The organism is Micromonospora solifontis (assembly GCF_003725545.1).
Lineage (GTDB): Bacteria > Actinomycetota > Actinomycetes > Mycobacteriales > Micromonosporaceae > Micromonospora > Micromonospora solifontis.
The window spans coordinates 14,935-28,120 of the sequence record NZ_RJLN01000073.1; the positions used below are offsets into that span (position 1 = coordinate 14,935).

At 73.2% G+C, this 13,186-nt stretch carries 16 protein-coding genes, 1 tRNA gene and 1 pseudogene; 12 read left to right on the forward strand and 6 right to left on the reverse strand.

Annotated elements, in window-relative coordinates; all coding sequences use genetic code 11:
- The first annotated feature begins 12 nt into the window (after positions 1 to 12).
- Entirely contained in the window at positions 13 to 1,032 is a 1,020-nt protein-coding gene (locus EFE23_RS21320) for a questin oxidase family protein (RefSeq protein WP_123242710.1), read from the forward strand.
- A gap of 76 nt (positions 1,033 to 1,108) precedes the next feature.
- The gene (locus tag EFE23_RS21325; RefSeq protein WP_123242711.1) at positions 1,109 to 1,543 is read left to right on the forward strand and encodes an ASCH domain-containing protein; all 435 of its coding nucleotides are present in this window, start codon (positions 1,109 to 1,111) and stop codon (positions 1,541 to 1,543) included.
- A gap of 70 nt (positions 1,544 to 1,613) precedes the next feature.
- Here EFE23_RS21325 and EFE23_RS21330 read toward each other — a convergent pair whose 3' ends face one another.
- Both EFE23_RS21330 and EFE23_RS21335 read right to left on the reverse strand, forming a co-directional pair.
- On the reverse strand, positions 1,614 to 2,492 hold the full coding sequence (locus EFE23_RS21330; RefSeq protein ID WP_123242725.1) for an LLM class flavin-dependent oxidoreductase: 879 nt from the start codon (positions 2,490 to 2,492) through the stop codon (positions 1,614 to 1,616).
- Between the two features lie 80 nt (positions 2,493 to 2,572).
- Complete coding sequence (locus EFE23_RS21335; RefSeq protein ID WP_123242712.1) at positions 2,573 to 3,628, reverse strand: MerR family transcriptional regulator; 1,056 nt, start codon at positions 3,626 to 3,628, stop codon at positions 2,573 to 2,575.
- Positions 3,629 to 3,751: 123 nt separating this feature from the next.
- Between EFE23_RS21335 and EFE23_RS21340 the strand changes: the two genes are divergently transcribed.
- Both EFE23_RS21340 and EFE23_RS21345 read left to right on the forward strand, forming a co-directional pair.
- Positions 3,752 to 4,072, forward strand: coding sequence for a PadR family transcriptional regulator (locus EFE23_RS21340; protein ID WP_123242726.1), 321 nt, complete (start codon positions 3,752 to 3,754; stop codon positions 4,070 to 4,072).
- A 37-nt stretch (positions 4,073 to 4,109) separates the two neighbouring features.
- Positions 4,110 to 5,171: a hypothetical protein gene (locus tag EFE23_RS21345; protein ID WP_123242713.1), complete on the forward strand. Its 1,062-nt coding sequence runs from the start codon at positions 4,110 to 4,112 to the stop codon at positions 5,169 to 5,171.
- A gap of 32 nt (positions 5,172 to 5,203) precedes the next feature.
- Here the strand turns inward: EFE23_RS21345 and EFE23_RS29070 are convergent, their stop codons facing one another.
- Together EFE23_RS29070 and EFE23_RS21350 are read right to left on the reverse strand one after the other, a co-directional pair.
- Complete coding sequence (locus EFE23_RS29070) at positions 5,204 to 5,374, reverse strand: hypothetical protein (protein WP_233601090.1); 171 nt, start codon at positions 5,372 to 5,374, stop codon at positions 5,204 to 5,206.
- Positions 5,375 to 5,444: 70 nt separating this feature from the next.
- Positions 5,445 to 6,110: pseudogene (locus EFE23_RS21350) on the reverse strand (LysR family transcriptional regulator); the annotation flags it as partial.
- Between the two features lie 98 nt (positions 6,111 to 6,208).
- Between EFE23_RS21350 and EFE23_RS21355 the strand changes: the two are divergent.
- The 6 genes from EFE23_RS21355 (at position 6,209) to EFE23_RS21385 (ending at position 10,473) form a co-directional block, all read left to right on the forward strand.
- Positions 6,209 to 6,565 (forward strand): DUF1801 domain-containing protein, encoded by a 357-nt coding sequence (locus tag EFE23_RS21355; protein ID WP_123242714.1) that lies wholly within the window; start codon positions 6,209 to 6,211, stop codon positions 6,563 to 6,565.
- Positions 6,562 to 6,948: a VOC family protein gene (locus EFE23_RS21360; RefSeq protein WP_123242715.1), complete on the forward strand. Its 387-nt coding sequence runs from the start codon at positions 6,562 to 6,564 to the stop codon at positions 6,946 to 6,948. The genes EFE23_RS21355 and EFE23_RS21360 overlap by 4 nt, the downstream gene beginning before the upstream one ends.
- A 43-nt stretch (positions 6,949 to 6,991) precedes the next feature.
- Entirely contained in the window at positions 6,992 to 7,990 is a 999-nt protein-coding gene (locus tag EFE23_RS21365) for an aldo/keto reductase (RefSeq protein ID WP_123242716.1), read from the forward strand.
- A 33-nt stretch (positions 7,991 to 8,023) separates the two neighbouring features.
- Positions 8,024 to 9,001, forward strand: a complete 978-nt coding sequence (locus EFE23_RS28595) for a GNAT family N-acetyltransferase (RefSeq protein ID WP_199737169.1) — start codon at positions 8,024 to 8,026, stop codon at positions 8,999 to 9,001.
- A gap of 367 nt (positions 9,002 to 9,368) precedes the next feature.
- Positions 9,369 to 9,905 (forward strand): alpha/beta fold hydrolase, encoded by a 537-nt coding sequence (locus EFE23_RS21380; protein WP_123242717.1) that lies wholly within the window; start codon positions 9,369 to 9,371, stop codon positions 9,903 to 9,905.
- A gap of 100 nt (positions 9,906 to 10,005) precedes the next feature.
- A complete protein-coding gene (locus EFE23_RS21385; protein WP_123242718.1) occupies positions 10,006 to 10,473 on the forward strand; it encodes an NUDIX domain-containing protein in 468 nt (155 codons plus the stop codon).
- Between the two features lie 89 nt (positions 10,474 to 10,562).
- On the opposite strand, the gene EFE23_RS21390 is transcribed toward EFE23_RS21385, so the two are convergent.
- A tRNA-Gly gene (locus EFE23_RS21390) sits at positions 10,563 to 10,636 on the reverse strand.
- Between the two features lie 236 nt (positions 10,637 to 10,872).
- Here EFE23_RS21390 and EFE23_RS21395 point away from each other — a divergent pair.
- The gene (locus EFE23_RS21395; protein WP_123242719.1) at positions 10,873 to 11,859 is read left to right on the forward strand and encodes a zinc metalloprotease; all 987 of its coding nucleotides are present in this window, start codon (positions 10,873 to 10,875) and stop codon (positions 11,857 to 11,859) included.
- 75 nt (positions 11,860 to 11,934) lie between these two features.
- Here EFE23_RS21395 and EFE23_RS21400 read toward each other — a convergent pair whose 3' ends face one another.
- The gene (locus EFE23_RS21400) at positions 11,935 to 12,483 is read right to left on the reverse strand and encodes a pyridoxamine 5'-phosphate oxidase family protein (RefSeq protein ID WP_123242720.1); all 549 of its coding nucleotides are present in this window, start codon (positions 12,481 to 12,483) and stop codon (positions 11,935 to 11,937) included.
- A 78-nt stretch (positions 12,484 to 12,561) separates the two neighbouring features.
- Here EFE23_RS21400 and dcd point away from each other — a divergent pair, with 78 nt between their 5' ends.
- Positions 12,562 to 13,140 (forward strand): dCTP deaminase, encoded by a 579-nt coding sequence (dcd, locus tag EFE23_RS21405; RefSeq protein ID WP_123242721.1) that lies wholly within the window; start codon positions 12,562 to 12,564, stop codon positions 13,138 to 13,140.
- Positions 13,141 to 13,186: the final 46 nt, after the last annotated feature.

A 13,186-nucleotide genomic window follows, 5' to 3' on the forward strand; every position in this document is an offset into this window, starting at 1 on the left:
GACGATCGCGGCATGAGCGACGGCATCCTGGACGAGGCGTACGAGCGACTGCACCGGACCGGCCCCGAGTTCGAGGGCTGGCTCTCCAACCACGGACCGATGGCGGTCGAGGCGCTGGTCCGACACGGCCACGGCGACCGGGTGCACCGCTGGCTCGACGACTACCTGCCCCGGCTGGACGACCTGCCGCGCGGGCTCCGGCCGGTCGACGACTGGCGGTCCGCCCTCGGCGACCCGAAGCGGGCCGGCGACTGGCTCGCCCACTTCGACCACGAGCTGCGCGAACACCCCTGGCAGGAGGTGCTCGGCACCTGGTGGCCCCGGCTGCTGCCCGGCATCGCGGCCGGGGCCACCCACGGGGTCATCCGGGTCGGCCACGCCGTCCGGGCGCTCCGTACCGACGGGGTGAACCCGGCGCGGCTCGCCGAGCTGGGGCAGGCGCTCGGCTACTGGGCCGCCCGCTGGCAGCCGGTGCCCGGCGCGGGGCCGCTCACCGGGCGGTCCGACGTGGCCACCGCGCTGGCCGGGGTGCCCCGCCTCCCCGCGCAGACCGGCGGGATCCGGGACCGTCTCAGCCGGCTGCCCGACGTACCGGACTGGGCCACCGCGGCGGTCGCCCTGCGCCCGCCGGCCGGCGCGGCGCAGGCCGAGCGGACCCTCACCGACCTGGTGCACCGCGCCGGCCTGGACTACCTGCGGTTCGGGCACGGCAACCCGGTGATGCTGGTGCACGCCGTGACCGCGCCGACGGCGGTGCTGCGTACCCTGCCGGCCCTGGACCCGGCGCTGTGGGCGCCGAGCGTCGCCGCGGCCTGGTCGGCCACCGCCGCCGTGACCTCGGTGTACGCCGCACCCACGCCGGCCGCCCCACCGACGGTGGCACCGGCTCAGCCCGACGAGGTGTTCGCCCGGGCGGCGCGGCACGGCGACGCGCACGTGGTGAAGCTTGCCGACGCGGTCCTGGAGTCGCACGCGGCGACCGGCGACGCGCGGGTGCTGGCTGCGGCCGGCTACGCCGGCCACCTCATCTGACGAACTCCGCCGGCCGGCACTCACGCCATCCGGAAATCCCGCGACGGGTGGTCCGGCCACCACTAGCCTCGGCAGGATGTGGCCCCGGATCGGTGGACTCCGCACGCTCGCCCTCGGCACCCCCGGCGAGATGCGCACCAACCTCAACACCCTCGTGCTGGCCGGCGTGAAGACCGCCACCGCCGGCCTGCTGACCGACGAGTACGCCGCCGAGAACGAGGAGCTGGAACGCGTCGGCGAGCGGCTGGTCCTGGTCGACGACCAGGACGCGCTGGTCGGCGTCGTCGAGATCACCGACGTCGAGGTGGTCCGCTTCGCGGACGTGTCCTGGGACTTCGCCCGCTCAGAAGGCGAGGGCGACCGGTCCATCGAGGAGTGGCGGGAGGGCCACCGCCGCTACTGGACCGGGGCGGGCTTCCCGATCGACGACGACAGCCAGGTCGTCTGCATCCGGTTCCGGCTGGTCTCCGCCGGAGACGGCGGGATCAGCACCGGCGACCTGGGCACCTGAGGTGTAAGGAAGGGCCCCTTGTTAACGCCTGGTGCGGGTGAAGGGGCCCCTCCTAACGTCCGGCGGCACGTCAGGGCCGGCGCAGCTCCGGGAGGAGGCCGGCGGCCGTCACCAGCTCCGCCTCGTCGCCGGCGTACCAGCTGCTGGCCCGGGGCCAGTGCGTCACCACGTCGGTGAAGCCCAGCCGCGCCGCCCGGGCGACCTGCTCGGCGAAGAAGTCCGCACCGCTGAGCGAGAAGACCGGCGCCGAGTCGAGCGACAGGTAGCGGTCCAGGGTGCCCGGGTCGCGGCCCGCCTTCTCCAGGGTCGCGTCCATCCGCCCGGCGAGCTCCGCGACCGTGGCCCACCAGGTCTCCAGGTCGTCCCCGCCGAGCCCGGTGGTCACCCAGCCCTGCCCGTACCGGGCGACGAGCCGCATCGAACGGGGGCCGTTGGCGGCGACCACGAACGGCACCCGGGGCTGCTGGACGCAGCCGGGATTGTTCCGGGCGTCCACTGCGGCGAACCACTCGCCGCGCCAGGTGGTGCCGTCCTCCCGGAGGATCAGGTCCAGCAGCTCGGTGAACTCGGCGAACCGGTCGACCCGCTGCCGGGGTGGCAGGGTGTCGCCGCCGAGCACGGTGGCGTCGAAGCCGATGCCGCCCGCGCCGATTCCGAGCAGCAGCCGGCCGCCGGAGACGTCGTCCAGGGCGGTCACCTGCCGGGCGAACGCCGCCGGGTGCCGGAAGTTGGGCGAGGCGACCAGGGTGCCGAGCCGGATCCGCGAGGTCACCGTCGCGGCGGCGGTCAGCGTGGTCATCGAGTCGAACCAGGGGCCGTCGACCAGGTCCCGCCAGCCCAGGTGGTCGTACGTCCAGGCGTGGTCGAAGCCCCAGTCGTCCGCCTGCCGCCACCGCCGTCGCGCGTCCGACCAGCGCTGGTCGGGAAGGATCACGATGCCAATCCGCATGATCGCCAGGGTACGGCGGCGGGCCGGGGCCGGGGTACGGCGTCGGACGCGTCGCACTCCGGCCGGCCGCCGGGGCTACCTCACCCCGCCACCACGTCGGCGACCACGCAGGCGATGTTGTCCGGCGCCCCTTCGGCGTACGCGAGGTCGACCAGGCGCCCGACGGCGCTCTCCGGATCGTCCGCCCCGGCGAGCGCCGCCTGCAGCGCGGCCGGCCCGACCACGGCGGAGAGCCCGTCGGAGCAGAGCAGGTAGCGGTCCCCGACCAGGGCGGTGCGGAGCGCGAGGTCCGCCTCGACCGGGGCCCCCGCGCCGAGCGCCCGGGACAGCAGCGCCCGCTGCGGGTGCGCCGCCGCCTCCGCCGGCGTGAGCCGGCCCTGGTCGACCTGCGACTGCACGTACGTGTGGTCCTGGGTCAGCCGGGACAGCTCGCCCCCGCGCAGCAGGTACGCCCGGGTGTCCCCGACGTGCACCAGCGCGAGCCGCGTGCCGCGGCGCAGGACGGCGGTGAGGGTGGTGGCCGGCTGGTGCCCGTCGGTGGCGTGCGCGCGGACCGTCCGGTCGGCCGCGGTGACCGCGTCGGCCAGCGTGGCGAGCAGTTCGGCGGCGGGCGCGTCGGTCAGTTCCAGCGGCCGGAGCGCGTCGATCGCGGCCGCGCTGGCCGCGGCCCCGCCCGGGCCACGCAGGCCGTCGGCCACGGCGAGCAGCCGGTCGCCGGCGTACGCGGCGTCCTCGTTGGAGTCCCGGACCGCGCCGGCCGTACAGCGGACGGCGTACCGGAAGGTGGGTTCGGACATGGGGGCGCTCCTCTCGGAGAGCTGGTCGACGAGGAGCGCGACGACGCGTCGGCGGGCCGCCGTGTCGGCGCTGACCCGACGCCACCAGGCGTCGACCGCCTCGGCCGCCGCCTCCGCCGACAGCCGGCAGACGGTGTGGATCTCGGCCAGCGGCATCCCGGCCCGGCGCAGCGCGGCGATCAGCCGGGCCCGGTCGAGCTGGGCCGGCTCGTAGTACCGGTAGCCCGAGTGCGGGTCGACGGCGGCGGGCGCAAGCAGGCCCAGCTCGTCGTAGAGCCGCAGCGCCTTGGGCGTCAGGCGGGCCGCCCGGGCGAACGCCCCGATCGTCAGCAGCTCCACGGACCCATCCTCCTCGTACCGGTCGCGGCGACCGGCACGGACCACGCTGGCCCTTGCCGCAGGGGCAGGGTCAAGGCGTTGACCATGTATCGATCACTTATATATATTGCCGAGGTGACCCAGATGCGTGAGCCGACGTTCCTGATCCTCACCGCGCTCGCCACCGGCCCCCGACACGGCTACGGGATCATCCAGGAGGTCACCGTCCTCTCCGACCGGCGCGTCACCCTGCTGCCCGGCACGCTCTACACGGCGCTGGACCGGCTGACCGCGCAGGGGCTCGTCGAACCCGACCGGGAAGAGGTCGTGGACGGGCGGCTGCGCCGCTACTACCGCCTCACCCCGGGCGGCCTGGCCGCCCTGGAGTCCGAGACCGCCCGGCTGCGCCAGCTCGCCACCGCCGCCGAGACCCGGCTGCGCGCCCTGCGCCCCCGCACCACCTGACCCGGTTCCCGCCCCCGCTCCCGACGAAGGGGAGGCCATGTCGCTCACCCGCCACTACCGACGGCTGCTGCTCGCCTATCCCCGCGCCTACCGGCGGGAGCGGGGCGAGGAGCTCCTCGGCCTGCTGCTCGACACCACCCCGCCGGGGCGGACCCGACCCACCGTCACGGGGGCGGTGGACCTGGTCCGGGCCGGGCTGCGCTGCCGGCTCGGCCGGCCGGCCAGCCGTACGGTCGGCGTGTGGGCGGTCCTCACCGCGCTGATCTGCGGCCTGTTCACCGCCGCACTGGCGTCCCGGCTGGCCTGGAAGACCTCCCGCCCCCAGCCCGATCGGGCCGAGGCCGCCGCGATCTTCGCCGAGGCGTTCCCCGGCCACCGGCTGGACGATGATGTGGCGACCTCCCCGGCGCTCTTCGTCTACTACAACAACCCGGTGACGGTGGACAGCCTGCGGGGCCTGCTGCTCGGCGACGGCGGCGAGTACCAGGAGGGCTCGGCCGGCGGGGCAGCGGCCGGCCGGGAGCCGACCAGCGACACCCTGACGACGGCCGAGCAGCGGCTCCGGGCCGCCGGCTGGCGGGTCTACGCGCCGACCACCACGGACCTGCAGACCTGTGCCGCCCCGCCCTGCGACCCGCAGGAGACCGAGACCGTCCTGGTGGCCCGCCGGGGCGACACCGTCTTCCGGGCCACCTTCAACGATCCCACCCTCTACAACTCCTATCTCTACTTCACGGTGCAGCGGGCCGCGCCACCGCTGGTGCTCCCCGTCGCGGCGCTGGCCGGCCTGGTCGGCGGCGTCCTCGCCTGGCTGGTCTTCGCCTGGGCCAGCCGGCGCACCGAGGGCCGGCGGGGCACCGGCCTGCTGCTCGGCTTCGCCCTGTTCCTGTGGTGGGCACCCGCGCTGGCGACCACCACCTCGCTGGTACCGCACCACCTCGGCGAGCCGCACCCCACGTGGCACCCACTCTGGGAGTGGCTCGGGCAGCCGACCTTCTCGTTGCTCTTCCTGATCGGCGCCGGCTGCGCGCTGGTCCTGCTGGCCATCGCGCTCGCGCCCCGGAAGGACCCGCGCCCGCTGACCGTCAGCGTCGGCTGAGCTTCGCCAGCGTCCCGACCCCGTCCCGCACCTCAGTCTTCCGCCCGGTCGGCGGCATCCGCGGCGGCCCGGACGAACTCGCGTACCCGGGCCGTGGTGTTGCTGGCCAGCCAGACCGGCCCGCGGAGGATCGGCGGCGCGTCGTCGATCGGCACGTACGCCAGGTCCGGCCGGGGGTGGTAGCGGCGGGTCTGCTCGCCCACCGGGAGCACCCCCCCGACCCATCGCGACCAGCGACAGCATCTCCGAGAAGGTGTTGCCGACCGGACCCTGCGGCACCGGCCGCCCGGAGGGGGTCCGGTCCGGGGTGCGGTCGCGCTTGAACTCCGTCGACGTCACCGCCGGATACTGCACCACCGGGTGGTCGGCCAGCACCTCCAGCGACACCGACGCCTGCCCGGCGAGCGGGTGGTCCGCGGCCACCGCGAGCACCCGCCGCTCGCGCAGCAGCGCCGGGCCGTTCGCCATCCCGTCGAAGGGGTACGACGCGATGAGCACGTCGACCGAGCCGTCCTGCAGGCTGGACCGGGTGGTGGCGAGCGGAGCCTCGTGGACGTGCACCACACACTCGGGGTGGCGCTCGGTGAAGAGGCTGACCGCCCGGAGCAGCACCGGCGCCGTCCACTCGCCGACGAACGCCACCCGCAGCTCGCCGGTGAGACCGCGACCGGCCTCGACGGCCCGCTGGACGGCGTCGGCCATGCCGGCCACCAGCGGTCGCAGGTCGTCCGCGAGCCGGGCGCCGATCGGGGTCAGCCGGACCACCCGGCTGGTACGCGCGAAGAGCGGCGCGCCGATCCGGCGTTCCAGCTTCCGCACCACGTGGCTGACCCGCCCGGTGGTCACCCGCAGCCGCTCGGCGGTCCGCCCGAAGTGCAGTTCCTCGGCGAGGGTCAGGAACGTCTCGATCTCGTACCGCTCCAGCACGTCGACCCCCACCGTTGACTCAGGGTCAACGATCGTAGCCCGATCGCGGCTTGGTCGACGCGGCCGATCCGACGAGGGTTGAGGTGAGCCCTTCGAGGAGAGGAAAACCGATGGATCCCGTCACCACCTACCTGACCGGCCTCGACACACCACTGCGCGAAGTCGGCGAGAAGCTGCGCGCCGTGGTGGACGCCGCACTGCCGGAGGCGACCGGCGCGATGTGGCACGGCCACCCCGTCTGGGGCCTCGGCGACCGCCCGGGCCGCACGCCGGTCTGCCTCGTCAAGGCGTACCCGTCGTACCTCACCTTCGCACTGTGGCGCGGGCAGGACGTGGCCGACGACTCCGGGCGGCTCGCGCCGGGCGCGCGGCGGATGGCGGCGGTCAAGCTGCGCACCGTCGACGAGATCGACCCCGGGCTGTTCGCCGGCTGGCTCCGCCAGGCGTACGAGCTGGAGACCCGGTGAGCGCGGTGCGGGTGACGGGCTTCGACCACCTGGTCCTCACCGTCGCCGACGTCGAACGTGCCCTCGACTTCTACTGCGGCACGCTCGGGCTGGCCCCGGTCCGGGTCGACCGCTGGCGGGCCGGCGAGGTCCCCTTCCCCTCGGTACGCGTCAACGCCGAGACCATCATCGACCTGGTACGCGGCGAGCCGGGCGGGTCGAACGTGGACCACTTCTGCCTGGTGGTGGAGCCGCTCGACTGGGCGCAGGTGATCGACTCGGGGGTATTCACCGTGCTCACCGGGCCGGTGCCGCGCTTCGGCGCGCAGGGCAGCGCCACCTCGATCTACGTACGGGACCCGGACGGCAACACCGTCGAACTGCGCTGGTATCCGCCGTCCTGACGGGCTTGACCTCGAGCGCGCTCGAACCGGAAGACTCGCGGTCATGAATCGAACGTTGGGACGGAGCGGGATCCAGGTCAGCGCGCTGGGCATGGGCTGCTGGGCGATCGGTGGCCCGTACGCGGGCGGCAGCAACCAGTACGGCTGGGGCCGGGTCGACGACGCCGAGTCGATCCGGGCCGTCCGCCGGGCGGTCGAGCTGGGGGTCACCTTCTTCGACACGGCGAGCAGCTACGGCGCCGGGCACAGCGAGGTGATCCTCGGCAAGGCGCTCGGCGCCGACCGGGACCGGGTGGTCATCGCATCGAAGTGGGGGTTCACCTTCGACGAGCTCACCCGGGAGGCGCTGGGCACCGACGGCAGCGTCGCGTACCTGCGCAGCTGCCTGGACGGCTCGCTGCGGCGGCTGGGCACCGACCATGTCGACCTCTACCAGCTGCACCTCGGCGACCTGCCCGTGGCGGAGGCCCTGGAGCTGATCGGCCCGCTGGAGGAGCTGGTCACCGCCGGCAAGATCCGGGCGTACGGGTGGAGCACCGACGATCCGGAGCGCGCCTCGGCCTTCGCCGCCGCCGGTCCGCACTGCACCGCCATCCAACACGACATGTCGGTGCTGGCCGACCGGCCCTCGATGATCGAGGTGTGCGAGCGCTCCGGGCAGGCCAGCGTCAACCGGGGGCCGCTCGCGATGGGGCTGCTCAGCGGCAAGTACGCCGACGGGCGCACGGTGGCCCGGGACGACGTCCGCTCGCAGGGCTACGAGTGGCTGGCGTACTTCCGCGACGGTGCCGGGGCACCGGAGTGGTTGACACGGGTGGAGGCCCTGCGCGAGGTCTTCGCCACCGGCGGACGTACGCCCACGCAGGGGGCGCTGGCCTGGCTGTGGGCCCGCAGCGAGGCCACCGTCCCGATCCCGGGTTTCCGGACCGTGGCCCAGGTCGAGCAGAACGCGGGCGCGCTCGCGCACGGGCCGCTGCGCCCGGACGAGTTCAACGCCGTGGAGGAACTGCTGGCGGACGTCCGGTCGCCCGGAAACGGGTGACGGACCGGCCGGTTCCGTTGCTAGCGTGTCGCGATGCCCGAACTCCAGCGGCTCGACGCCCGGCACGCCCCCGCGCTGCTCCGCTTCGAGCGGGAGAACCGGGCGTACTTCGCGCGGTTCGTGTCGGACCGGGGCGACGACTACTTCGCCGAGTTCGCCGCGCGGCTCGCGGGCCTGCTGGCGGAGCAGGCGACCGGTCGGTGCCATTTCCACGTCCTGGTTGACGACGACGTCGTGCTGGGCCGGTTCAACCTGGTGGACGTGGCCGACGGCAGCGCCGAGCTGGGTTACCGGGTGGCCGAGCGGGCCACCGGCCGGGGCGTGGCCCAGGACGGGGTGCGCCGGGTCTGCGCGTTGGCCCGCGACGCGTACGGGCTGCACCGGCTGGTCGCGGCGGCGGCGCTGACCAACCACGCGTCGCTCGCGGTGTTGCGACGCACCGGATTCGTTCCGACCGGCGAGGTGGTGATCAACGGCCGCCCGTGCCGCCGGCACGTGCTCGACCTGCGCAACGGCGACGGCATGGGCGCGGCGGAGGTGCACACCGTCCTGGACGCCCTCGCCACGGCCGGCTGCCCGGCCTGGATCAGCGGCGGTTGGGGGGTGGACGCCCTGCTCGGCGAGCAGACCCGGCCGCACCGCGACCTGGACCTGGCCGTACCGGCCGAGCACGAGTCGGCCGCGCTGCGGGCGCTCGCGCGCCTCGGGTACGCCGTGGAAACCGACTGGCGTCCGGTACGCGTCGAGGTGGTCGCGGGCGGGCGGGGCCGGGTGGACCTCCACCCGCTGGCCTTCGACGAGGCCCGCGACGGCCACCAGGCCGGCCTGGACGGCACCAGCTTCCGCTGGCCGAGGGGGTGCTTCACCACCGGGACCATCGCCGGCCGCCGGGTCGACTGCATCTCGGTGGAGCAGCAGCTGCTCTTTCACCGCGGCTACGAGCCTCGGGACGTCGACCGGGCGGACCTGGCGCTGCTGCACCGGCTCGCCGCCGCCGTCCGGCAGCCGTGACCGCCACCCTCTTCCTGACCTGCGGCCTGCCGGGCAGCGCTTGGAGCCCTCCCGGCAGGCGTTCCTCGACCGGCTCCGGCCGAGGAACGCCGCTCCGGGGCCCGGCGTCTTCCGGGTCACCGACGAGGAGTTCACGCCGGCCTGGGCCTTCTTCCAACGGGAGCGCCCGACGCCGGAGGAACTGGCGCTCTTCGACCCGACGCCGCGACGGAAGGAGCCGGCGACTGACGGACCCGACCAGCGGCGGTGGGCTGGCGGCCGCCATCCTCGTCCAGCAGCCGCGAAGCGGCCAGGCTCACCCGATGATGCCGACCCTGTCGCACATGGACTGCACGCTGGAGCTGTCCTGACCGCTAGGGTCGTCCGCATGGCTGACGCTGTCGTGATTCCCGGAGGCCGGTTCGGGCCGGGCGCTCCGCTGCTGATGTATGCCGGCGATGTGGCGGAGCAGCGCGGCGCGAAAGTACACCGGCACTCGTGGTCCCAGGAGTTTCCGAAGCTTGATCAGCCAGAAATCGAGAGCTGGGTCGGCGATGAGATCGTTCCGCTGCTCGACACCATTGGCGGTCGCCCGCTGCTGATCGGCAAGTCGCTCGGCACGAACGCGGCAGCGATCGCCGCCGAGAGGTCCCTGCCCGCCGTGTGGCTCACGCCCCTGCTCACCCTGCCGTGGGTGGCTGACGCGTTGGGCCGCGCAACCGCGCCGTTCCTGCTCGTGGGTGGCACTGCCGACAAGCTGTGGGACGGTGACCTCGCCCGCCGGCTGTCGCCCCATGTGCTGGAGGTGGCAGGCGCGGACCACGGCATGTACGTACCCGGCCCGCTCACCGAGTCCATCGCGGTGCTCAGTCGGGTCGTCGTCGCCGTGGAGGAGTTCCTCGACGCTGTTGGCTGGCCGAGGTAGCCACCCGGTCCCGCCCGAGCTGCTGGTACGACCAGATCCGGGCGTCCGGGCGTCCCCTCTGGCTGGACGGGCTGTCACATCCCGGTGCTCTAATCCGGCCATGCATGTCGTCGTCACAGGGGCACTCGTTGAGAACGGCGCGGTCCTGTTAGTACACCGCAGCCCGACCCGCCGGGCATACCCGGATCTCTGGGATCTGCCCGGGGGGCATGTCGAAGCGGGTGAGTCGGAACTGCAGGCCCTCGCGCGTGAGATGCGCGAGGAGCTCGGTGTTGACATTGTGGCGGAGTCCGCTTCACGGTTGGGCGACCTGCATGCCGGCAGTGGTGAGGACGCCGTTCACGTGGGCGTCTGGCAGGTTGGCGACTGGGTTGGCTCTCCGACCAACCGTGCACCTGATGAGCATGACGACATCGCCTGGGTGGGGATCAGCGAGCTGGGCGGCCTTCCCCTCGTGCATGGCGACCTGGCGGCACTGGTTGGTTCTCTTCCCGAGTCTGACCGGCTGCCTCGCCGCGACGAAGCACGGGCAGCCGCGTCGCGGGGTGGTCCGGAGATCCAGGGCTGACGGCAGGCTGAAGGCCCGCCGCGCGATTGCCGATCTTGGAACGTCGAAGGCCCTGGCTGTGACTCGCGCCACGACCAGGGCCCTCGTGCTGGAGCGGGTGACGGGAATCGAACCCGCACTGTCAGCTTGGGAAGCTGATGTTCTGCCATTGAACTACACCCGCAGGCGGCACCACTGTACCTGAGGTCATCACCTCCGTGCACCCAGGTACCCCCGTGGCGGCCCGCCGGCCGCCCGGCAACCGCGCGGAAACGATCTTGAAACAGGGGGACGGCGGGAAGTTTCACGGCGGCAACATATGGGCGTTCTCAAATCTGTCGATCGGATGTAACGTCTCCCACACGTTCTCCGACTCGGCGTGACACACCCCCTGTCGCGCCGCCAGAAAGAGGTGGGCCCATGGGGCTTCGTCCCAACCTGCTGACCCGGCGTGCCGCCGGCGTCGCGACGACGACCTTCGCGCTGATGCTCAGCACCGCGGCGGTGGGAGTCGTCCCCGCTGCCTCCGCCTTCTCGGCCGCCCCGGCCGGCTCGTGCGCCGAGCCCGCCGACGTCCACTCGGACGCCCGGGTCGCCAAGGGCGGCAGCACCAAGCTCGACCCGAACGCGCTGACCGCCAAGCAGGTCACCGAGCGCGAGGCGGACCTCGCCGCCGCGCTGCGCGACCGGGCCGCCTTCCGCGCCGGCGCCCAGGCCGCCACCCCGCTGGCCAGCGTCACCGTTCCGGTCGTCGTGCACGTCATCCAGCGGGACAGCACCCGCGCCGGTGGCAACATCCCGGACTCGATGGTCACCCAGCAGATCTCCGTGCTGAACACCGCCTACAGCGGCGGCACCGGCGGCGCGCCGACCGCGTTCAGCTTCCAGCTGCAGAAGGTGCACCACGTCACCAACGCGGCCTGGTACCCGATCGTGCAGGGCTCCTCGGCCGAGCGGCAGATGAAGTCCTCGCTCCGCGAGGGCGGCAAGAACACGCTCAACCTCTACCTGGGCGAGCTGAGCGACAACCTCCTCGGCTGGGCCACCTTCCCGAAGCGCAAGCTCGACAGCATGGACGGCGTGGTCGCGCTGAACGAGTCGCTGCCGGGCGGCACCGCGACCAACTACAACGAGGGTGACACCGGCACCCACGAGATCGGCCACTGGCTGAACCTCTACCACACCTTCCAGGGCGGCTGCTCCGGCTCGGGTGACAGCGTCTCGGACACTCCGGCCGAGTCCTCGCCGGCCTACCAGTGCCCGACCGGTCGGGACACCTGCTCCACGGCCGGCCAGGACCCGATCCACAACTTCATGGACTACACGTACGACTCGTGCATGTACGAGTTCACCCCCGGCCAGGCGAGCCGGATGATCAACGCGTGGAACGCCTACCGCGCGGCCTGAGCACCCCGCACCAGAAACGCCGGTGCCGGCCCCGTCCTCCTCGGACGGGGCCGGCACCGGCGCATTGATGGACCGTCAGGCGGCTGGGCGGCGGGTGTCGAAGCCGTGCCGGCCGCCGCGCCGACCCTCGGCCGCGACCACGGCACACCGGGACACGGCGGTCGCCCCCGGATCGAGCCAGACCCGCACCTGCGGCCGACCGGCGCCCGGCTGGGAGGTCTGGTCGCGGCGGGTCAGCATCGCCACGTCGACGGTGAACTCGAACAGCCGCCAGTCGACCTGCGGGGCGGCCCGGCCGAGCTCGACCACCCGGGCCAGCGTCGCCGGGTCGGTCACCGGGCGGGCCCGGCCGGCCACGTACGCCTCGTCGTCGCTCTCCTCCGGGGGGAACGAGTGCAGCGCGTACCGGCCGTCACGTTCGAGGTCACGACGCTTGGGCGAGTCGATGACGAAGCAGTAGAGCCCGTCGTCGGTGATGACCGGGGAGACCGGGTGGACCCGGGGGCCACCGTCGGCCCGGACCGTGGCGAGGTAGCCGAAGCCCGGCCCGTACTGCTGCAGGAGAAGGCGGATCTCGTCGGCGAGTCGGGGCTCGTCGGCGGCGAATTCGGACCAGGAAGCCATGCGGACATTCTATCGAACAGGTGTACGAAGATGTAGTCCGACACGCAGGTCACCCGTACCGGTCGCTATGGTGTTCCGATGCTGCTCTCCGACCGCGACCTGGTCTCCGAGATCAAGGCGGGCACGCTCGCGCTGGAGCCCTTCGAGCCCACGCTGGTGCAACCGTCCAGCATCGACGTACGCCTGGACCGGCTCTTCCGGGTCTTCAACAACCACCTCTACACCCACATCGACCCGTCCATTCAGCAGGACGACCTGACGTCGATGGTGGAGGTTCCCGAGGGCGAGCCGTTCGTGCTGCACCCGGGCGAGTTCGTGCTCGCCTCGACGCTCGAGGTGATCTCGCTGGGCGACCAGCTCGCCGGCCGCCTGGAGGGCAAGTCGAGCCTGGGCCGGCTCGGGCTGCTCACCCACTCCACGGCGGGTTTCATCGACCCGGGGTTCTCCGGGCACGTCACGCTGGAACTGTCCAACGTGGCGAACCTGCCGATCACCCTCTGGCCGGGCATGAAGATCGGCCAGCTCTGCATCTTCCGGCTCTCCTCGCCGGCCGAGCACCCGTACGGATCGGCGGTGTACGGGTCGCGCTACCAGGGGCAGCGCGGCCCGACCCCGAGCCGGTCCTGGCAGAACTGGCGGGTCTGGCCGACCCGCTGACGGCCGTAGGTGTTAACAGGGGCCCCTTCCTATACCTGAGGCGTTA